General features: G+C 54.4%; 24 protein-coding genes. 15 read left to right on the forward strand and 9 right to left on the reverse strand.

Annotated features, from left to right (window positions below; translation table 11 throughout):
- Positions 1-188: 188 nt before the first annotated feature.
- The 9 genes from MKY58_RS01610 (at position 189) to MKY58_RS01650 (ending at position 6042) form a co-directional block, all read left to right on the forward strand.
- Positions 189-404 carry a hypothetical protein gene (locus tag MKY58_RS01610; protein ID WP_339323179.1) on the forward strand — a complete coding sequence of 72 codons (216 nt, stop codon included), beginning with the start codon at positions 189-191 and terminating at the stop codon, positions 402-404.
- Between the two features lie 31 nt (positions 405-435).
- Entirely contained in the window at positions 436-1143 is a 708-nt protein-coding gene (locus tag MKY58_RS01615) for a hypothetical protein (RefSeq protein ID WP_339323180.1), read from the forward strand.
- Positions 1140-2336, forward strand: a complete 1197-nt coding sequence (locus MKY58_RS01620; protein ID WP_339323181.1) for a glutathionylspermidine synthase family protein — start codon at positions 1140-1142, stop codon at positions 2334-2336. The genes MKY58_RS01615 and MKY58_RS01620 overlap by 4 nt, the downstream gene beginning before the upstream one ends.
- Entirely contained in the window at positions 2337-2999 is a 663-nt protein-coding gene (locus MKY58_RS01625) for a signal peptide protein (protein ID WP_339323182.1), read from the forward strand.
- On the forward strand, positions 2996-3388 hold the full coding sequence (locus MKY58_RS01630; protein WP_036714242.1) for a DUF350 domain-containing protein: 393 nt from the start codon (positions 2996-2998) through the stop codon (positions 3386-3388). The genes MKY58_RS01625 and MKY58_RS01630 overlap by 4 nt, the downstream gene beginning before the upstream one ends.
- A 54-nt stretch (positions 3389-3442) precedes the next feature.
- Positions 3443-4462 carry an ion channel gene (locus MKY58_RS01635; protein WP_339323183.1) on the forward strand — a complete coding sequence of 340 codons (1020 nt, stop codon included), beginning with the start codon at positions 3443-3445 and terminating at the stop codon, positions 4460-4462.
- Positions 4463-4657: 195 nt separating this feature from the next.
- The gene (locus tag MKY58_RS01640; RefSeq protein ID WP_339323184.1) at positions 4658-5068 is read left to right on the forward strand and encodes a hypothetical protein; all 411 of its coding nucleotides are present in this window, start codon (positions 4658-4660) and stop codon (positions 5066-5068) included.
- 50 nt (positions 5069-5118) lie between these two features.
- Positions 5119-5622, forward strand: a complete 504-nt coding sequence (locus MKY58_RS01645; protein WP_339323185.1) for an NUDIX domain-containing protein — start codon at positions 5119-5121, stop codon at positions 5620-5622.
- Between the two features lie 48 nt (positions 5623-5670).
- Positions 5671-6042 carry a hypothetical protein gene (locus MKY58_RS01650; protein ID WP_339323186.1) on the forward strand — a complete coding sequence of 124 codons (372 nt, stop codon included), beginning with the start codon at positions 5671-5673 and terminating at the stop codon, positions 6040-6042.
- Positions 6043-6104: 62 nt separating this feature from the next.
- Here MKY58_RS01650 and MKY58_RS01655 read toward each other — a convergent pair whose 3' ends face one another.
- The gene (locus MKY58_RS01655) at positions 6105-6527 is read right to left on the reverse strand and encodes a GNAT family N-acetyltransferase (protein WP_339323187.1); all 423 of its coding nucleotides are present in this window, start codon (positions 6525-6527) and stop codon (positions 6105-6107) included.
- A gap of 176 nt (positions 6528-6703) precedes the next feature.
- On the opposite strand from MKY58_RS01655, the gene MKY58_RS01660 reads away from it, so the two are divergent.
- The 3 genes from MKY58_RS01660 (at position 6704) to MKY58_RS01670 (ending at position 9416) form a co-directional block, all read left to right on the forward strand.
- Complete coding sequence (locus tag MKY58_RS01660; protein WP_339323188.1) at positions 6704-7405, forward strand: peptidase E; 702 nt, start codon at positions 6704-6706, stop codon at positions 7403-7405.
- A 74-nt stretch (positions 7406-7479) separates the two neighbouring features.
- Positions 7480-7869: a DUF4440 domain-containing protein gene (locus tag MKY58_RS01665; RefSeq protein ID WP_339323189.1), complete on the forward strand. Its 390-nt coding sequence runs from the start codon at positions 7480-7482 to the stop codon at positions 7867-7869.
- Between the two features lie 44 nt (positions 7870-7913).
- Entirely contained in the window at positions 7914-9416 is a 1503-nt protein-coding gene (locus MKY58_RS01670; RefSeq protein ID WP_339323190.1) for an amidase family protein, read from the forward strand.
- A 173-nt stretch (positions 9417-9589) separates the two neighbouring features.
- On the opposite strand, the gene MKY58_RS01675 is transcribed toward MKY58_RS01670, so the two are convergent.
- The 7 genes from MKY58_RS01675 to MKY58_RS01705 form a co-directional block, all read right to left on the reverse strand.
- Positions 9590-10552 carry an L-lactate dehydrogenase gene (locus MKY58_RS01675; RefSeq protein ID WP_339323191.1) on the reverse strand — a complete coding sequence of 321 codons (963 nt, stop codon included), beginning with the start codon at positions 10550-10552 and terminating at the stop codon, positions 9590-9592.
- A 151-nt stretch (positions 10553-10703) separates the two neighbouring features.
- A complete protein-coding gene (locus MKY58_RS01680) occupies positions 10704-10970 on the reverse strand; it encodes a hypothetical protein (RefSeq protein WP_339323192.1) in 267 nt (88 codons plus the stop codon).
- A 339-nt stretch (positions 10971-11309) separates the two neighbouring features.
- Positions 11310-12488, reverse strand: a complete 1179-nt coding sequence (locus MKY58_RS01685; protein WP_339323193.1) for an NAD(P)/FAD-dependent oxidoreductase — start codon at positions 12486-12488, stop codon at positions 11310-11312.
- Between the two features lie 37 nt (positions 12489-12525).
- Positions 12526-12966 carry a DUF1641 domain-containing protein gene (locus MKY58_RS01690; protein ID WP_339323194.1) on the reverse strand — a complete coding sequence of 147 codons (441 nt, stop codon included), beginning with the start codon at positions 12964-12966 and terminating at the stop codon, positions 12526-12528.
- Positions 12967-13436: 470 nt separating this feature from the next.
- Positions 13437-13973 carry a cytochrome c biogenesis protein CcdC gene (locus MKY58_RS01695; protein ID WP_339323195.1) on the reverse strand — a complete coding sequence of 179 codons (537 nt, stop codon included), beginning with the start codon at positions 13971-13973 and terminating at the stop codon, positions 13437-13439.
- A 98-nt stretch (positions 13974-14071) separates the two neighbouring features.
- Complete coding sequence (locus MKY58_RS01700; protein WP_339323196.1) at positions 14072-14650, reverse strand: WHG domain-containing protein; 579 nt, start codon at positions 14648-14650, stop codon at positions 14072-14074.
- A gap of 1 nt (position 14651) precedes the next feature.
- Positions 14652-15368, reverse strand: a complete 717-nt coding sequence (locus MKY58_RS01705; protein ID WP_339323197.1) for an MBL fold metallo-hydrolase — start codon at positions 15366-15368, stop codon at positions 14652-14654.
- Positions 15369-15853: 485 nt separating this feature from the next.
- Here MKY58_RS01705 and MKY58_RS01710 point away from each other — a divergent pair, with 485 nt between their 5' ends.
- Positions 15854-16459 carry a sigma-70 family RNA polymerase sigma factor gene (locus MKY58_RS01710; protein ID WP_339323198.1) on the forward strand — a complete coding sequence of 202 codons (606 nt, stop codon included), beginning with the start codon at positions 15854-15856 and terminating at the stop codon, positions 16457-16459.
- On the forward strand, positions 16407-18032 hold the full coding sequence (locus MKY58_RS01715) for a DUF4179 domain-containing protein (protein ID WP_339323199.1): 1626 nt from the start codon (positions 16407-16409) through the stop codon (positions 18030-18032). Before MKY58_RS01710 ends, MKY58_RS01715 begins: the two co-directional genes overlap by 53 nt.
- A 102-nt stretch (positions 18033-18134) precedes the next feature.
- Here MKY58_RS01715 and MKY58_RS01720 read toward each other — a convergent pair whose 3' ends face one another.
- Positions 18135-19031 (reverse strand): putative RNA methyltransferase, encoded by an 897-nt coding sequence (locus MKY58_RS01720; RefSeq protein ID WP_339323200.1) that lies wholly within the window; start codon positions 19029-19031, stop codon positions 18135-18137.
- A gap of 407 nt (positions 19032-19438) precedes the next feature.
- Between MKY58_RS01720 and MKY58_RS01725 the strand changes: the two genes are divergently transcribed.
- The gene (locus tag MKY58_RS01725; protein WP_212948779.1) at positions 19439-19873 is read left to right on the forward strand and encodes an Rrf2 family transcriptional regulator; all 435 of its coding nucleotides are present in this window, start codon (positions 19439-19441) and stop codon (positions 19871-19873) included.
- Positions 19874-20074: the final 201 nt, after the last annotated feature.

The following is a 20074-nucleotide window of genomic DNA, read 5'->3' on the forward strand; positions in this document are numbered from 1 at the left end:
GTTTCGAATAAAGAGGTTTTATGCTGATAAATGCATGTTTCCATATTATGAGAGGTCTTGCTTTTCAGAGATGAGATAGCAAAACGACAATTTTCTCGAAAAAATGGAAACGGGAGATGGAACGGACCACGGTTTCCTTACGTATCAAAAGACATATCGATCAATTCAGAACAAGGGGTGGAGGCACAATGGGCAACGACATGAGCGTCATTTTAATCGAAAAAACGCCAAACGGCGAACTGCGTCACATCGAAGAGCGCAGTTGGAGCATGAATATGGTGGCGGCGCTGGAGCATGTGAATTATCTCGTCGTCAAAGGCCAGGAGTACGAAACGATCGAGGGCAGATTAAACGTGGACGAAGGCAAGCTGGAGCTGCTTCTCGTCCGGATTCGTAATGAATAGCCATCCAAGCGGGCAGAAAGGAGGAACAGACATGACGAACGAACAACAGCCGCAGAACAAGGACAAATACCCGGCCAAGCTGTTTACGCCGGACGGCAAGCCGGTTCGGGTGTTATCCACGTCGCTGGGCGTGGCGCTTTTGGCAAACGCTTTTTTGCTGGCGGGCGGAGTAACAGCGGACTCTGCAAGCGCGGCCGGGGAATCGGCGGATGAGCCGAAGCTCGTCGCATGGTCGACCGAGGAAGTCAAAGCCTATTTCGACAAAAACGTCGACTGGAACATCCCGCTTCCCGAAGAAATCGAAAAAGAAGGGGAACCGCAGGCCGGAAGCTCGGGCGGCAGCGGAAGCGGAGGAACGACGGTCATCAACAATTACGGCGCAAGCCATTCGGGGTTCGGCTGGGACGACTTGCTGCTGTACCATTTTTTGTTCAACAGCGGATCCAGCTACCAGCCCAGCACGTATTACGATAACCGCAAAACGTATTATACCGGCACGTCGCAAAGCTATAAGCCGCGCTCCTATTCCAGCGGCACGTTCCAAAACAAGCAGGTCGTCGGGTCGACGGTTACGCCAAAAACCTCCCGTTCGACGGGTTCGATCACCCGGCGCGGCACCTCTTCAAGCTCCGGCGGCATCGGCGGCAAATCGAGCGGCTACAGCTCGTCCGGCTCCAGCTCGAAATCCAGCATCTTTTCGGGATCAAGATCCAGCTCGAGGAGCGGATTCGGCGGATGACGGGCAGCGTATTCGAAGTGCTTAAGCCGGGCGGGTCCCCCCGCCAGGAACGGGTCGAAGAGCTCGCGAAGCTGGGCTTCACCTGGGCCAACCTGGAGGATGAGGAGTATTGGCTCGATCAGCTCGTCGTGATGAACCGGGATACGTACGCAGAGCTTGAACAAGCGTCGGCCCGTTTATGGCGGATCTTGGACCGGACGGTGCGTTATGTCCACGGGAACAGGGCGTTGTACGAACTCATCGGCATCCCGCCGATTTTGTGGGATATGCTCGACATTTGCCCGCTGCCCGAGGAGAACCTGATCAGCCGGTATGCGCGTTTTGATTACGCCGTCTCGCATGACGGGAGCATCAAGCTGTACGAACTCAATGCCGATACGCCTACCGGTTATGTGGAAGCATCGATCGCAACGCCGTGGATGTGCCGGGAAGCCGGCATCGATTCGCCCAATGTCCGCATGAAGGACCTTGTAGCCGCGGCTTGGGGCGCGGAGCGTCCGGATACTGCCGCATGCGTCGCTTACGGGGAGCATCTGGAGGACTCCGGTACCATCGAAGCGCTGGTGCGCCACAGCGGGCTGGACATTCGGTGCGTCGATTGCCTGGAGCTTACCATTGATCATGGCATCGTCAAGGACGGCAGCGGACGGGAAATCAAGCGGATGTTCGCCTTGTATCCGAAGGAATGGATGGCCGTTGACGACGGAGGCGACGCGCTTGCTTATGCGATCGAGACGGGCAAGCTGACGCTGTTCAACCCGCCCCACAGCATCCTGCTGCAGTCCAAAGGGCTGATTGCCGCGGCTTGGGGGCTGTTTGAGCTGGGGTTATTGTATACCGCCGAAGAGCGGGAGACGATCGAAAAATATCTTTTGCCGACGTACAACAAGCCCGTATTTTCGGGGAATTACGTCTCCAAATCGATGTTCGGGCGCGAAGGCGGCTCCGTGCAGATGTTCGACGGCAGCGGAGAGCTGGAAATCAAGGATGAGGACGGCTTTGACACCAGCGAGCTGTTCCCTTCCGTCTATCAGATGAGGGCCAATCTTCCGGAAATCGAGACGGTGGCCGGAACGCGGCGCCTGCTGACGGGGATGTTCATGATCAACGGGCAGCCATGCGGCCTGCTGGGCAGAGCCGGAGGGCTGATTACGGGAAATACGAGCCATTTTATAGCGATCGGAGTGAGATAGATGACAAGAAACGGAAAGAAACACCCGCGTTCCGGGCATACCTTCAGGCTTGCGGCCGTTTTGGCGCTTTCCATGCTGGCCATGCTGCTGCTGAGCGCCTGTTCGGACAACGAGCAATCCGTGTTCTACTCGGGTTCCTCGGCGGACGGGCAGGACATGGTGTCCCGCGTGCCGTGGGATTACCGGATCATTGAAGGCAGCGTCGGCGATTTGATCGGCAGCGACATGACCGTATTGCCGGACAACGAGCTGATGCCCAACGACGGGAACTATGCGACGGGGGACAAAATCTGGGTCCTGCAATACATGGATGCGGAAATGACGACGGATTCCAGCCAGCGCAGCAGCGTCCATTTGTCCTCCTGGAGCACGATCAAAACCTTCAAATCCCAGGCGGAAGCCAAAAAAGACATGGCTAATCTGAAAGTTCCCGTCACGACGGAAATCGATCTGGTTGGCGTGTACAAAACGCAGTACAAGGACAAAACGCGGAACTTCGCCGTGCTGGAGCTGCCTTCCGGCAACCGGATCAAGCAGCCGATCGACGACGCTCGCTACAAAGCATTGGAGAAGAAAAAGAAGGTATCCGTCAAGCTTGAAGAGATTCATGATTTTGCCGACTACGATTCGGCATACGCAAAATTCAGGGGGTGGGCGAGTTGACCGTCGTCGTTAATCTGGTCGTAAGTGTACTTGTCATCATTGTGCTGCAGCTGCTGGGCATGCTGATTTTCAGCTGGATGACGCCGTTTAAGGATATGGAGGAACTGAAAAAGGGAAACGTGGCCGTAGGGCTCGCGCTTGGCGGCAAATTCATGGCCACGGCCATCATCTTGGGCGTTGCGGCTTATACCAACACGTCGATCTGGTTTTTGGCGATGTGGTTTGCCGTCGGTTACGTATGTTTGATCGCGGCGTATTGGATATTCGAACTGGTCACCCCGAGCTTCAAAATCTCGGAGTCCCTGAAGCAAGGAAACGTGGCCGTGGCGACGCTGCTGTGCATGGTGTTCATCGGAACGGCCTTTGCCATCAGCAGTTTGATCGTCTAACGGTGTTGCAATCATCCCGATATCAAAAGCTCGTCTTCAGAAGGGAAGAGGCAAGTGCATTTTTTTCTCCAATTATCCGCACGCATGATGCGTATGCGCAAAACGACCCTGGCCCTGATCGTATTTTTTTTCGTGACGGGCAGCGCAACCATCGCTTATCTCCTGGAGCAATCCACGTTTGGCACCTGGTTTAACGCCCTGTATTGGGTGATGACGACCATGGCCACCGTCGGGTACGGCGACTTTTTCGCCACGACGGTTGGGGGCAAGCTGTTTACGCTGTTTTTGTACATTTTCGGCATCGGTCTTCTCAGCTTGGTCATCGGCAAAGTGATCGATTCCATCGGAAGCATTCAGCGGCAGAGGGAGGCAGGAACCTTGAGTTACCACGGACGGGATCACGTCATCATTATGAACTGGAGCAAAAAGGCGAAATCCGCCGTCCAAGAAATTTTGACGTACGACGAAAAAGCCCAAATCGTCATTATCGACGAGCTGGAGCGGCATCCGATCAAGGATGTGCACCAGGTGCATTTTATCAGCGGCGATCCATCGGCGGAGGATGTGTTGCGGAAAGCGGGGTTGGAAACGGCGAAGGCCGCTATTGTTTTCGCGGATACCCGGATCGAAGATACTTCCTTGATCGACGGCAAATCGCTGATGATCGCCTCCAGCATCGAACGGATCGCTCCGCAGGTGCATACGACGGTCGAGATCATGCATGAAAAGCACATCCAAAATTTTCGGTTCGTCCAGGTGAACGAATTTGTGCTCTCCCATGACGCCATCTCCAGCCTGGCGGTGCGCGCCGCCCTTCAGGAAGGGAATTCGGCGGTGATCAACCAGCTGATCAGCCGCGAACAGGGGGACGACATCTACGAGGTTCCGCGGAAATCGGAGTGGCGGACTTACGGAGACGCTTTTCAGGATTTGCTCCGGCAGGGGGCAACCTTGCTCGCCGACCGCAGCGATCTGTCCATCAACCGCAGGCTGAACGACCCGATTCCTTCCGAGGCCCGGCTGTATGTGGTATCGGATGAAGCGACGTACCGGCGCATTGCGGGCAAATCATGATGGAAGAAATGGCATCGATACATTACCAACATAGGCAGGATTCGCCCGGCAGCTTGTGGAAGCAAGTTTGGCGGGCGTTTTTTATATCGGGCCTTGGCGTCATTCGTCGAACATCCTATAGGTAGAGCCGAAGCAAGACGCATACATATGAGACAGATGCCGGGAAATGAACACCTATAAGCGAGGGGGAGTTTGGTGGATTTACGTCCTTATCCAAATTTGTGGATCTTCATGGCGTCCAATCTATTGATGTTCGGATTGTTTTGTTTCCGGCTTGTTCTGGATATCCAGCTCCAGGTTATGCCTGCATTTGCATGGCTCTCTTTTCTCGTCTGTCTGGGCAGTTTGACGGGGATTCTGTTCACGGGAGCGGACCTGGCGACAAAAAAGCAGGAGCGTTTTCAAGGGAAAGTCATCAATATAGAAGGCCGGATCATCCATGTCTTAACGACGGAAAACCGGCTGAAACGGCTTCGAATCAACGCTGCCTGGGCGCGCGAAAGGCTGAAGGCCGATCAGGAAGTGGAAATCAGGCTGACTCATTATACCAAAATGCCGGTAAGCATAACGGTTTTGAAGGATTCTGCGCGGACGGAAACGGAGTAGGCCGTGGAAAGGGCAGAGATTCGTTATTTTTTTGAAAGGATGCATGCAGCATGAACCAAACCATATATGAAGATTGGAACGGCCACAAAATCAAGTTGACCTGGTTGCCCGGAGACGAGCCTCCCGATCCCGCGCTGGTGACGAGCGTGCACGGCATTTGCCTGCATCAGGGGCTTGTTCTTGCCGTGCATGTGCAGGGCCGGGGTTACAACGTGCCGGGAGGGCATGTGGAGCCGGGAGAAACGCCGGAGGAAGCTTTTCACCGGGAAGCATTGGAGGAAGGCAGCGTCAAGGGGACGATCGCTTACCTTGGAAAAATGGAGGTCAGCCACGAAGAAAACGAACGGTTTGATCCGAACGGGAAATATCCGATGGTCGGGTATCAGCTGTTTTACCGGATGGACGTGACCGAGCGGCTGCCGTTTAACCGGGAGCATGAATGTTTAACGCGGATTTGGGTCGAGCCTGAGGAGTTTCGTTATGTCGTAAATGATCATGAACTGGTCGGACAGGTTCTGTATGAGGCGCTGCATAAGAATGGGGAACAAAAATAGATTTTTGCGGACATACCTATAGAAAACGCAGGGCTGGGGGGCGAAAGCGTGAAAAAACGGATCGTATTATGGAGCGGCATCGGCATCGTCTTTCTTGCGGCGATCACGGCGGGTTCCTACGTCCAAAATATCGGAGTCCAAAACATCAAGCTTATGTATGCGCTGCATGCGACCGACAAGACGATCGTTTTGATGGATCAAGGTTTGAACGGAACCGTTAATTATCTGACGAAAGCTAAGAATCCGGCCGAATTAGTAAAACAAAAGATGAACAAGGAAGGCTGGAGTTATGCTGAACAGGAGGGGGCGGGCTATTTTTTCGAAAAAGACCGGCAGCGCTGCATTGTGACCGTCAGGCAGTGGAACCACAGCTATTTTATACTATCGGTTGAAAAGAATCTCGTCGATCTTGCGGGATAAGTTTCTAAAAAACGGGAAAAGAACTTGCCGGCATGGCGGCCGGCGGGTTCTTTTCCCGCGTTTTATTGCGGATGGGTTCGCCCGGATTGATGCTCGTAGTTGCGAATCAGCATCCCCTGGGCTTTCCGCATGCCGAGTTTTTCGTAGAATGGCTGGAGATCGGGATCGCAGAGCAGATCCACCATGTAAATTCCTCTCAGCTTCTCGATCATCCGCCGGGCCAGCTCTTGTCCGATTCCCTGTTTCTGATAGGCGGGAACGACCTCCAGCAGCGGGATATAGGCCGTCAGCACGCCATCCGACAACGCGGTAATAAATCCGACGACTTTCCCCGTTTGCTCATCCTTGGCCAATATGCAAGAGGACGCATTGCGGAGAATCTGCATAAAAACGGCATAAGAAGGCGGGTTCGGCCACCCGTCGAAAAATCCCTCCGCCAGCGAAGCTTCGGTAATATCGCGTAAATGATCCTGATATTGAATCATGTCATGTTCCTCCTCCTGAATCGGTTCTCTACACCTTACCTTGATTTCGCGCAGTAAACAACCGTTTTAACGATTTTTTAGGTAGCGCCGCGAATCTTGGGGCTGTTATGATGGGGAGGAGAAATTTGGAATATTGCTCGCTTCGCGTTCGATGCGGGCTGAAAGAAGGAGATTCCATGAGACAGGTGATCGCGCTTGGCGGAGGCGGTTTTTCCATGGAGCCGGACAATCTGCTGCTGGACCGATATATTTTGAGCCAGTCCGCGGCCCGTAAGCCCAAGGTATGTTTTATCCCGACGGCCAGCGGGGACGCGGAAGGTTACATTGAGGGATTTCGCAAAGCTTTTTCGGCGTTCGACTGCATTCCTTCCCATCTGGCGCTGTCCAGGCCGCCTGCAGCCGACTTGGAGGATTACGTCCTGGAAAAGGATATCCTTTACGTGGGCGGAGGCGATACCGTGCAGATGCTGGAGACCTGGCGGGAACACGGTTTGGACCGCATCCTTCGGCAGGCGTGGGAGCAGGGCGTCGTGCTGGCGGGCCTCAGCGCAGGTTCCATGTGCTGGTATGAAGAGGGAGTCAACTGCGATGATGACGGGCAGGCGAAAGTGGTCCAAGGATTGGGTCTCATCCCCGGGAGCCACAGTCCGCATTACGACTCGGAGCCGGAGTACAGGCGGGGGTATCATGAGCTGCTGCGCAGCGGCCGAATCCGCGCGGGCGTCGGCGTAAGCGATGGAGCGGGCATTCATTATATCGGCTGCAGAATTCATCGGGTCGTCAGTTCGCGGCGGGATGCCCGGATCTACGGGGTCGAAGCCTTTGACGGCAAAGTCGCGGAAACGGAGATGATTCCCGAATATTTGGGAACGCTTTAAGACTGGGAGTTAATGCAAAATAATACAGGCCAATCTGAAAGGGCAGCGCCAATATACATAGGGAGTGGTTTCTCATGTTTGATGAAGCCATGGCGGCGGTCGAAGCGTACCGCAGAGTTATCCATGAAGGGACCGCGGAAGAGGTGAACGCATGGATATCGGATGACTTTATCGGTTATTTTGGTTATTACCCGGATCGGGATTACGAGGTTTACCGGTCCGGGCATTATAAAACGGACAACCTTGAAACGCTGGCCATGTATGAGGGTAAGGAACCTCATTGGGAGTATAGCGACCTCGCAAGGAACATGCGTACGGAAAATGAATTGGTCCTATCGTCCATCGTGAACTTCAGCCTGCACGGCAAACAAGTCGCGAGCGTGTTGGCCATGGAAGTATTTCGCAAGGAACAAGGAGCATGGAAGCTGTACAGGCAGCATATGGAGAAATATGCCTCTGTCTGAAATGATGCAGCCATGCCCTACTTAAAACCCGGGGGTGAGGACAAATGGAAAATCCACTGAATATCGAGGAATGGATCGTGGAGCTGGATATCCGCAGCATGCAGGCTGCCATGGAATCGGGCGAAACCACCTCTGAAGAAATCGTCAAAGCCTATCTGAAACGGATTGAGCGCTACGACGGCAAGCTGAAATCCATCATAGAAGTGAATCCGGCTGCCCTGAGGATCGCAAGGGAGCTCGATGACGAACGTTACGAAAAAGGAACCCGGGGGCCGCTCCATGGCATCCCCCTGCTCTTAAAGGATAACATCGATACCCGCGACGCGATGCATACCAGCGCCGGCACGCTGGCTTTGGCGGAGCACGTCGCGGCGGAGGACTCGTTCGTAGCGGCTCAGCTAAGAAAGGCCGGGGCGGTATTCCTCGGGAAGGCGAACATGACCGAGTGGGCGAATTTTATGGCGAGCGGCATGTGGGCCGGTTACAGCAGCCGCCGGGGATTATGCCTTAATCCGTACGGACCGGGGGAATTGTTCGTCGGCGGGTCCAGCTCCGGCTCGGCCGCAGCCGTGGCGGCAAACCTGGCCGCCGCGGCGATCGGCACGGAAACGTCCGGGTCGATCATCAGCCCGGCCAGCCAGCAGATGCTGGTCGGCATTAAGCCGACGGTCGGGCTGGTCAGCCGTTCGGGCATCATTCCGATCACGCACACGCAGGATACGGCCGGACCGATGGCCCGAACCGTCGCCGATGCCGCGATCCTGCTGGGGGCCATGACCGGAATAGATGAGCGGGACCCGGCCACGGAGGCAAGCGCAGGGCGGTTTTTGCAGGATTATACGCCATTTCTTGACGCTTCCTGCTTAAAGCAAGTGCGCATCGGCATTCCGAGGCATTATTTCCGCGACCTGGATCCGGCCCGAAAGGCCGTTCTCGAAGCGGCGATCGAAGCGCTCCGCAGGGAAGGGGCAACGATCGTCGATCCGGTAGAGCTCCCTTGTCAGGATGCGTCCTGGAACGGAAACGTGCTGGTCTACGAATTCAAAAAGGGCGTCAACGATTATCTCGCGCAGCTTCCTGAAAGCATTCCCGTTCATACGCTGGCCGAAGTGATCGCGTTCAACAACGGGCACGCCGACCGGTGCCTGAAATACGGGCAGGACCTGCTGGAGAAATGCGAAGCGACCAGCGGGACCCTAACCGAACCGGAATATTTGGAGACGCTCCGTTACAATCAGGAGATGTCGCGGGCTAAGGGGATCGATTACGCGATTGAAACCTACCGTCTTGACGCGTTGCTGTTCCTCGGCTGCGACGAAGGGGACGATATCGCGGCCAGAGCTGGCTATCCGGCGATTACGGTGCCGGGAGGTTACGCGGAGGACGGCGTCATCGCTCCGGGAGGCTACATCACCAAAGGCCCTGTCGGAATAACGTTTATCGGAACCGCGTTCAGCGAACCGACGCTGATCAAGATTGCCTATGGATACGAGCAGGCGACCCGACACCGCGTACCGCCGGATATGAGCAGGCTGGAGGAGCAGTAACAGCCTCATCGTTCGGATCATCGCCGGCAATCGCTTGATCTTCCGGCCGATGAAAAAAGGAGCCGTTCCCCCGCCAATCCGGATGCCGGAAAGCGGGGGAGGCTCCTTTTATTATTTGTGCTCACGCAAGCTGCGAACGAGGATGATGGCCGTGACGGCAACGGAAGGTTAACTTAACGTATCGGCTCGAGCTGGAGACCCTCCAAATTGCGGCGGATCAGGGCGCAGGAATCCTCGAACCGTTTCCGTTCGTCTTCGCTTAACTTAAGCTCCAGCAGTTCCTGAATGCCGTCGCTGCTAATGATGGCCGGAACCCCGGCGCACACGCCGTGTTCGCCGTACTCCCCGTCGAGTATGGCGGATACGGCGATAATTTTATGTTCGTCGTTCAGGACGGCACGGGTAATATGGGCGATGGCGCTGCCGATCCCGAAATGGGTCGATCCCTTCCGCGTGAAAATTTCCCATCCGGCATCCTTCGTTTTGCGCGCGATATCGTTCAAATCGACATGCTTAAAACGTTCCGGGTGCTGCTCCAAAATATCGAGGATCGGCTTGCCGCCGATCGTGACGTGCGACCATGCGACGAATTGCGATTCGCCGTGTTCGCCCAACGCATACCCGCTGACGCTGCGCGGATCGATGGAAAACACGTCCGAGAGCAGCGTTTTGAGCCGCGAAGTATCGATGGAAGTGCCCGTACCGATGACGCGATGGCGCGGAAAACCGGTAAGCTTCCAAATCATGTACGTAACGAGATCCACCGGATTGGCGGCCGTGATGAAGATCCCCTGAAAACCGCTCTCCACGATCGGCGTCACGATTTGACGCGTAATTTCGGCGGCTTCGGCCAGGACGTCCATCCGGTTTTGCCCCGGCTTCGGATTGGCGCCGGCCGTCAGGATGACGACGTCGACGTCGGCGCAGTCCGCATAGGTTCCTGCGTACACGGTCGTCCGCGTATGCGTAAAATCGATGCAATGCGACAAGTCCAGCGCCTGGGCAAGCGCCCGGTCGTATGTGCGGTCGATCATCATGATCTCGTCGCAGATGGATTGGTTGATCATCGCGTAAGCGCAGCTGGATCCGACCATGCCGGAGCCTACGACGGCAACTCTTCTTCTTTTGCGTTTCATGTTTCATTCGCTCCTTCAATCCTATTGTACACGAGATTGTGATAAAAATCCCATAATCGGCCGCTTCGGCGAAATTCGGTCCATTACGGCCCTAAAACGATAAAAACCGGCAGCGCGGCGGCTTCCGGTGAGAGTCCTTTTGGAGCTTCGTTCAGGGGGCTGAAGGACTCCAGGGCCGCCGGATCCATGTGCCTGGCCGCAGCCTTAAAAAAAGACCCCGACAGCGCAAATATCTGCATAAATGCGTCCCGATGGAGCTCCCCAAAATCGCGATCGTTTCATGTCCGTTGATCCGTCTGAGCCCGGCATACAGGGCGGTGCTGAACATCACGTCGACGATGACGAACTTTGCCAGATCCGCGCGCGTAAATACCCAGACCTGAAACTCCTTTTGGTGAATCCCCGCAAGCTTTCGCATGCCGCCCTCCTTCCCTTTCGCCATAAATCCCTCGCTTTTTTAGGATATATCAAAGCAAAACGTTTGAGAACACGCGGACAAGATCGAATTTTGTTCGGCGGTCATACTTTCTTCGTCCCATGGCCATATTGAATATAGCCCAAAACGCCGATCGGCAGCGTCTCCTGCCGATTCCGGAGCTGCCCGGGCTTGAGGGCATCCCGAAAGTCCCGTCACGACCTGTTATGGATGCAGACCGCGCTTGCACAAAGCCTGGCATCGTAAAAAACAGGGTATCCCCGGTCGCCAAGACCGTGAGGATACCCTGTTTGCCGCTTCAAGCGGTTGTTGTTATGAAGATTAGTAAGCCAGCGTATACAATGCTTTGATGTGGGAGAGGTAACGGATGTTACTTGCTTCCTTCATCAGCGTCGCAGGCAGACCTTTCAGCGAAATGTTGTTTTCGCCGATGGTTGCTACAGCGTCTTTGCGGCCAAGGCTAGCCAGCGTACCGGAGTTTACCGGAGCAAACGTTTCGAACGCTTTATCGTTCAGGAACGCGTACAGGTTGTAGCCGATCAGCTCGCCCATTTGCCATGCAATTTGCGCGGTTGGAGGGTAAGGACGTCCGGTTTCGTCGAAGTATACGGCGCTGTCGCCGGCAACGAATACGTCTTTATGGGACGTGGATTGCAGGAATTCGTTGACGGTTGCGCGTCCGCGGTTGACTTCCAGGCCGGATTCGCCGACAAGCGGATTGCCTTGCACGCCGCCGGTCCATACGAAGGTGTTGGTGACGATTTTTTGGCCGTCTTTCAGGTCAACAACGTTACCTTCCACGTTCGTTACAGGCAGTCCGGTCAAGAACGTTACGCCGCGGTTTTCAAGGCTTTTGGTCGCGCGCTCGATCAGATGGTCAGGAAGCACAGGCAAAATTTTAGGGCCGGCTTCAACGAGCATCAATTTGATTTCGCTGCGGTCAATGCCGTATTTTTTGGTCAGGCTTGGCAAGATGTCGGCGATTTCGCCCACGAGTTCGACGCCGGTCAAGCCGCCGCCGCCGATGAGGATCGTTGCGTCAGCCGGATCTTTGGATTGGGAGTAAGCTTGGATGCGTTCTTCGATATGGCGGTGGATGCGGTTGGCATCGTCAGCGGATTTGAGCACCATGCTGTATTTGTCGAGGCCGGGAATGCCGAAGTAAGCGGTGATGCTGCCGAGGCCGACGACAAGCGCGTCGTAAGTCAGCTTGGAACCGTCCGAAAGCTTCACTTCTTTGTTGTCCACGGAGAAAGACTCGACCTTGGCGATTTTCAGATCGATGTCTTTGCCTTTGAACAGTTTTTCAAGCGGCATGGCGATCGCTTTTTCTTCGATGCTGCCCGCAGCCAGGCGGTGAAGCTCGGTAATGATTTGGTGAGTCGGATATTGGTTCACCACGGTCACGCGCGCTTGGTCTTTGTTCATGTATTTGCGAACGGTCAGCGCGGAGAGGAGTCCGCCATATCCTGCACCCAAAATGACAATATGTTTTGACATAGTTTTTCCTCCGTCCTTACCTAAATATTAAAGTGGATTATTTTTGTTCTTTCGCGTTTTCAGCAGAGACTTGGAGATAAGCGTTCACGAAACGGAACATTTTTTGTGCTTGCGGATCTTTCAGCAATTTGAGCAGGCCAAAAAGACCGATCACTTCTTGACTGCTTTCTGCGCGGTCTTTTGCTTCGATCACGTTTGCAGCGACGGATTTCACCGATTTGATAACCGGGGTTGCCATCTCCTGAATGGCGCCAACCGTGTCGCTTTTCAGCGTTTTGTCCGTAGCCACGGCTTGAGCGAAATCGTAAGACTTTGTCAATACATTCACAAGCTCGGTCAGCTTTGGAAGATGGTTGACCAGCGTGGTCAAAGATTCCTGAACCTCGGGCTTGAGCAGCTGGTCGAGCAAATCCTGTTGATTTTGGCTGACAGGCTCGTTCGCTTGTTCAGTCTTTGCATCAGTAATTGTTTCCGACATGTCCATTTCTCCTTTGCGTAAGCAGCAGTGCTTAATTTTATTTTAAAAAGGGCTAATAGACCCTTTTTGGGCAGAGGGGTCTAGAAGCAACAGACCTTCCTCAAGTGAAAAAGGCCGCAATCTAACTCATCATTACCTATGTTAACATAATGTTCACCAAAAGGATAATGAGGCATTTCAAGCCTTACGCACAAATTGTGAAGTTTTACACAAGTATACGTCTTCTTGGTCCGAATCTCTCTGTTTTCCTCCATTTTTGTGCGCAAATTGTGACAAATTCAACAAAGTGTCGCTGAACGGATGAAACATGTTGCCGCTTTTTGTCCTTCTCCCCTAGGTTCTGCATTTCCATAATGCAATATACCTTTGAATGCAGCAAGATGCAAGGGGAAAGGGCTCCGCCTCGCATAAAAAAACCGCCTTCTGCGGCGGGCCGCGGAAGACGGTGAAAGGATGCGTAAATATCGTTGTTATTTTGCATTCGTCGAGGTCGGGGGTTCCTGGGGCAGCGGGGTGCTTTGCAGTTCGCCCGACGCTTCGATGGAGCGGTATTGTTTCAGCATGAACACTCTCCAGCGGACGATCATGCCGAACGCCAGCAAGAAAAACAGGGCGCCGGACTGCGGAATCGAAACATACTCGTCGATCACCTGATGAAGCACGGTACGGACGATCAGCAGAACGAACAAGATGACCACGAAGCTTTTGGAACGTCTGGCGAACACCTGGCCCTCCGAGACCTCGAATTTGGTGCTGCGAATGAGCGGATATGAAAATATGAACCAGCCGACAAGGAAGGCGGCCAACGCCCAGAGCCACGGAACCCGGACTTGCGGCGCCACGAACATCAGGAAGCCGGTGGCCATGCCTAGCGGCGGAATAATGATTTTTTTGATCGTTACCGGTCTGTTGCTGGCCTTCAAGCGGACAAAAATGACCAGAAGAGCCATCAATAAAGCCCCTACGGTGGATCCGATTTGAAGATATGAGGGACTGATATGAGCCACGTTCAAGACTCCTCTCTTCATAATGATATAATTAATCACGTATAACTATATTATATCACACCCGGCAAGAAGTAAACTTGAACGCCATATGACATTCTTTACTTATGGATCGGCTTTTTGCTCGTGTGCAGCCCTTCCAAAAAAGCCCGCAAAACGTATTCCAGGCTTTCATCCACCTTCAGGTCCATTTGAAATCCTCCGTGCTGCTCAAGCGACGCAAACCCGTGCAAAAGGCTGCGCAGTCCGCGGATCGCGTGCAGCGTTTCCGTTTCGCCGAGCCCGTAAGGCTCCATAATCCGCAAAAAAAGGTTCAGCAGCTCCTGTTTCGCCGATTCCAGCTCTTCGTGCCGCTGCGTGTTTACCTTATAAAAGGCTTCGTACAACCCGGGGCGGGAACGTGCGAACCGGAGGTAAGCGCCGCATAAGCTGAGGATCGCATCGTCGCCCGTTTTGCCGATGACCGCGTCCCGTGTCGTTTCGACAAGCAAGCGGATGCAGTGAACGGTCAGCGCCGCCCGCAAATCGGGAAGGCCGTTCACGTGGTTATACAGGGAAGGCGAACGCACCTTCAGCTTTTGCGCAAGCGCAGCCAAGGTCAGCGAATCCAAGCCGGATTCGTCGGCGATTTCGGCGGCGGCAACGAGGAGGGTGTGACGGTCGAGGCCCATTTTCGCCATCTTATTTCACCTCCCGAAAAGCGGCTTCGGCCCGCAGAATGGCCTGGTTCATGGCAGCGGCGGGCTGCTCCAGCATCCGGCCGTGGCCGACGGCCAGCCAGGACGGCTTCAGGTCGGCCAGGCGGCGGGCGCTTGCCAATGCGGCTTCTTTATTCCAGGTCGCCATCGCGGGGAAAGGGAAAAGCGGCCGCGTGTCGCCGGATACGGCCATCCCGCCCCGGATTTGGAACGCGTCGCCGGCGATCAGGACGCCGCTCCGGGTATCGTAGAAGGCCATATGGCCGGGCGTGTGCCCCGGAGAGGCGATGGCCAGGAGGGAACCTATCCGATCCCCGTCCGCCAGGAGGCGATCCGGTTTCGTACGGACTTTTTGCGGGACGTCCCCCTTGATCGGCGTTTGCGGTTCTCCCGCTTCCAGGGCGCGGCTGCCGGCCAAAAGGGCTTGATCCCGGCGCGATATAAGCACTTCGGCGTTTGGGAGGGCTTCCTTTAATCCGTCCAAAGCCCCGACATGGTCTCCATGCGCATGGGTGAGCAAAATGCGGGTAATCGGTTTACCGAGCGAATCCGCAGCGTTGAGAATCCCCTTCAGGCTGAACGGCATGCCGGCGTCGATCAGGGTCAGGCCGTCCGCTTCTTCGACGAGATACACGTTGACGGGGAACAGGCGGGGCAAAAAGGAAAGCTGGGTGACTTGATGAACGGTCGTTTTTTTCATGAAAATCATCCTCCCATACGCTAAGACTAATCTTATTAGCATTATAACTAATGGTATTAGTTTTTGGCAATCATTTATTTTCCATAATCAACCCATTTTTTTATAAGGCATCTTCAACGTTCGATTCCGGACGCTCTCCGGACACAACGTTATAGTTGGACGAATGCGTTTCACGCCAAGGCTGCTTGGCGGAAAGCCGCTGCTCGGATGTTTGCAGCATTCTCTTTCAAAAAAGCGTTTTCAAAAGGACAAAATCATACTATAATGGTAAATGTAAACCCTTTCATATGTCTAATCTGATTTGGGCCCTTCATTCGGAGGGCTCCTTTTTTTTCGGGGTTCCCCGCAGAAGCGCTTGAACCGGCTCGCAGCCCGGGCCCGCTTGACGGGGACTTTTTGTATAAAAAGCGAGAGGAAAAACCTGCCTCCTTCGTCTACTAGATATGTAAAATGGTCAGAGGAAGAGAGAGCAGGGGAGGATCGTTATGATAGACCCGTCACGGGACGCTGCGCTGGTCAAACAGGTGCTTGCCGGACATAAGGACAGCTTTGCGCAGCTGGTCGATACACATAAAAACAAAATATACGGTTTGCTTCTGGGCATGGGGGCAAACCCGCAGGACGCCCAGGATTATACGCAGGAAGCTTTTCTGAAGGCTTACCGCAAGCTGGCAAGCTTCAGGGAAGACTCCAGCTTCGCCTCATGGCTGTACACGATTGCCGTGAACGTCATGCGGGACGCGATGCGGAAAAAAAAAGACCTGCTGGCGGATGACGGCGTCCTGGGCGAGGGAAGGCACCATGCCGAAACGCCGGAATTAGCCTTTCTGCGCAAGGAGACCGGCGGAGAAGTGCAGCAGCTTATCAACCAACTGCCCGAAAAATACCGCATCGTGCTGCTGCTGCGATATACGAACGAGCTCAGTTACGAAGAAATCGCCGAAATTGCCGGCATTAAGGTAAACCAGGTGCGGAACCGGCTTCACCGAGCCAAGAAGTCCTTATGCAAAATGGTCAAGGATAAGGAGGGGATAAAGCATGAAATGCTGGAATCTGTCTCAGACAAGAGAATTCATTCGGTCTGGAAATAACGCAATGGATGAAGAGGCGCGCCTCCATATGCAAACTTGTCCGGAGTGCCGTTTGCTGCTGCAGCTGGCGGAAGAGGGGGAAAAGGCGTGGGAAGAGCTGCTCTTTCGCAAGGCATTGCCCGACGGGTTCACGGAGCGGGTGATGGCGTCTTTGGCCGACATTGAAATCGAGGACGGGGACGGAACCATGGAGCATGGGCATCCGGCATCTTTTCGGCGCAAGCGCAGATACGGACGGATCATCCGAAAAAGCGCGCTGTGGATCGCATCGCTGGCCATCGTCACGGCTGCCCTCACCTTATATGCCCAGCCGTCCATCGCCGATTGGGTAAGGTCCATTTTTTCCAAAGAGACGACGGACAGCGGGATGCTCGATGCGCGCAAGCTGGGCATTGTGCAGAATCCCCATGTGAAGGTGAAGGATAAAGGGTACGCGCTGGAAATCGACGAGGTCGTTGCGGATGCCACCAGGCTCGTCATGGGCGTGAAGGTGACGGATCCCCAAGGGAAGCCTTTGGTTTACGCGATCGACTGGCATGATCTCCATATTACGGATTTGAACGGAAATGAGGTCGCGGAGCTGAGAGGCATCGAGGGATCGGACACGGTCGAAAAATTAACGTTTGTTTTTGTGAAGGAAATCCCGGCGGATGCGCTGATCGTGCAGGCCCGCGTCGACCATCTGCAGATTCCGTACACCGGAAAGGTCGTCGACGGGAAATGGGACTTCCGGTTCGAGCTGGACATGAAAAAGGCGAACGCGATGAACATCACGACGCCTTTGCGTGAGAAATATACGACCCCCGACGGTCTGCGGATCGAAATGGAGAAGCTGGTTCGCACGCCAAGCGGAGTGCGGCTCGAGTTAAGCACGTCGTTAAGCCCCCGGGCGGCCCGGCGTTCTCCGGGCGAACTGGAGTCCAAGCAGCAGCTGATGTTTCATTTTGAAAATGAGCAGGGGGAAGACATTTCGAGCGTCAACAACATCAAGTTCCCGCATATGGAAACCATCATTTCGCAAAACAGCGAACTCCGGGGCGGGAAACGCCACTGGACGTTCACGTTCCGTTATCTTCCCTATGACCGCCAGAAGCTGCGTTTCGTGTTGGACGGATATTCCATCCCGGTCCGAAGCAGCGGTTCGGTGGAGCTTGTTCCAAGCGAGCTGAAACACCATCCGGCCGTGTTCAAGGATCAAGGAGACGAACTGACGTTAAGCGATTTCTGGGTCGACAACGATCCCAACCAGAAAGAGGGGGCAGGCCCGAATGTCAGCCTGATCCGGATGAAGGGCAAATTCCGCAACATGTTCAACCATGACGAATGGATCGTAAAGGATTCGGACGGAAAGGAATACCTGGTGACGTACAGAGGATCGGTCGGGTGGGGTGAATGGAACGAGGTGACGGGGGACCCTGGCTTTATCGTGAACGGAATGAAACGGCTGCCCGAAAAAGCGACGCTTATCCGCATCGTTACGGACAAATGGTACAACAACGTGGAATGGTCCTTTGAGCTGCCGAAGGGTAAATCGATCCCCGGTCTGGAGCATGCGGACCCGCCGACGTATTAACGGAATCGGCGCGGGCTTGGCCTGAACGACAAAAGCGTACCCCTTCCAGGGAGCCTGGAAGGGGTACGCTTTTTGGGCTAAAACATTCATTAGCAAAAATATTCATCCGATAAACGGTTTTCCCCATAAAATATAAAAATCAAACGTCAGCCTAAAGGAGCTACGGGCGAGCAGCCCTCGGACCTGTTCCTCGGTGGCTTGCCAGGACAGCGGCGTCATCCGGAGCATGGCTTCCAAATGATGCGGTTCCAGCTCGGCTTCGTACCGCACGCGGCGCTGCTTCATGTCCGGAAAATGTTTGGCGAACAACGCGGCCGTATTTTCCGCAGCCTTCGTGCGGCGGGCACGCTCCCCGTACAGAAACTGCCTGAACTCCCGCAAATACTCCGGTCCCGGAACCACCTTCGCAAGCATGCCGTTCGGTTTGAGCAGCCGACGGAATTCCCCGTAATTGGAGGGGGACAATATATTCGTGACGACGTCAAACGCTTGATCCCGAAACGGACTGCGGGCCAAATCGGCCACGACCCAGATGGCGCGGGCGTTTCTTTTGGCGGCCGTCACGATGCCCGGCTTGGACAGATCGGCCCCTACCGCGACGATGTCTTGGTTCATGGCAGACTCCAGTCTGGCTTGAAGAGCGGATACGTGCGATCCTTCGCCGCATCCGGCATCCAACAGCGCCAAGGCATCGGCCGGACCCGGCCGCATGTTGCCGTTGATGACGGAAAATAAATGTTCGAGCAGCAAATCGAAATAACCGGCGTCGTTGATCAGCCTGCGCGCCGCGAACAATTCCTTTTCGTATTTGCCCGGCTTGGCGTTCGGCAGCAGATGGACGTACCCGTCGCGGGACAGATCAAAAAGGTGGCCGGCCGTGCATGACAGGCTTCGTTCGCCCGCCATGTTCATGGCCCCGCCGCAGACGGGACAGCGGAAGATGGTTGCGTGGCGGGCTAAAAGGCTCGCCAAATGATGCAGATGTTCTTTTTTGGACAATGCAAATACACCCCATTCATTCGTTTGGTTCGGGATATTGCAAATCCCGGGTCAAATGAAAAAGGCGCAGCTAAATAAACCTCGGCTTCAGGCTTCAAAAAAAGCGGCCGGGTCGATTTAAACCTGCACCTCTCATTAACGCAAACGAATGTAATGGATCATGGCCTTGTCCAGCTCCTTGCCCAAAAATAGGCGGAAGCATTTTCTTCCGCCGTTCTATTGTAACACGAACCCGAAACAAGATAAAATCACAAGGATGGGGTTTATCTTTCCGGCGGCTTGATACACTAGAAATAAAGGTTGTAGATTTCGTGTCCGGCCCCCCAAAGGAACGTAAAGGAAATGGTCCGCCCCGGTTGACACCGGCAACTGTTAACCATATAATTACAGTATAAGGAGGAGCAAAAATGAATAGTGAGTTTAACATTGCCGTCCATTGTTTAACCCTTCTTAGCGTAAAAGAGGATCATATGGCTAACAGCGAGGAAATCGCCAAAAGCGTATGCACGCATCCTGCCCGCATACGCAAGGTGCTCGGCCTGCTGCGCAAACATGGGTACGTGGCGACAAAAGAAGGCGTCGGCGGAGGGTATCTGCTGAATCCGGACACCGAAAACGCGACGCTGGGAGACTTGTATCGTTTGCTCGCCCGAGGCTCCTTGAAGCCGGGCTGGTGCTCCGGCGGCGAAGAGCTGAATTGCGAGGTTGCAGCCAATATCCAGGGGATCATGGATCAAATATACAGCGGCGGAGAATCCGCGCTGGAACGATATCTGGACGGGATTACGATGAAGGACGTCAAACGCCAGATCGTTGAAGCCGGAACCGCGGACCCGGTTTAATATCGCAGTTATAGACAGGCAGCTTCCGAAGGGGCTGCTTTTTTGCTGCGCTTTTTTATGGAGCGATGTGGCAAAATCGATGGACAAAAAATAAAACCGTTTACGCTTCTGCGCTGTCTTAAATATACGGAATGACAACATCCGTTATCGATCCTGGAACGGTTCGATGAATCTTCACCGGCCGGTGAAAATGCAGGAAAG

The sequence above is a fragment of the Paenibacillus sp. FSL W8-0194 genome (genome assembly GCF_037969745.1).
Lineage (GTDB): Bacteria > Bacillota > Bacilli > Paenibacillales > Paenibacillaceae > Paenibacillus_AQ > Paenibacillus_AQ cookii.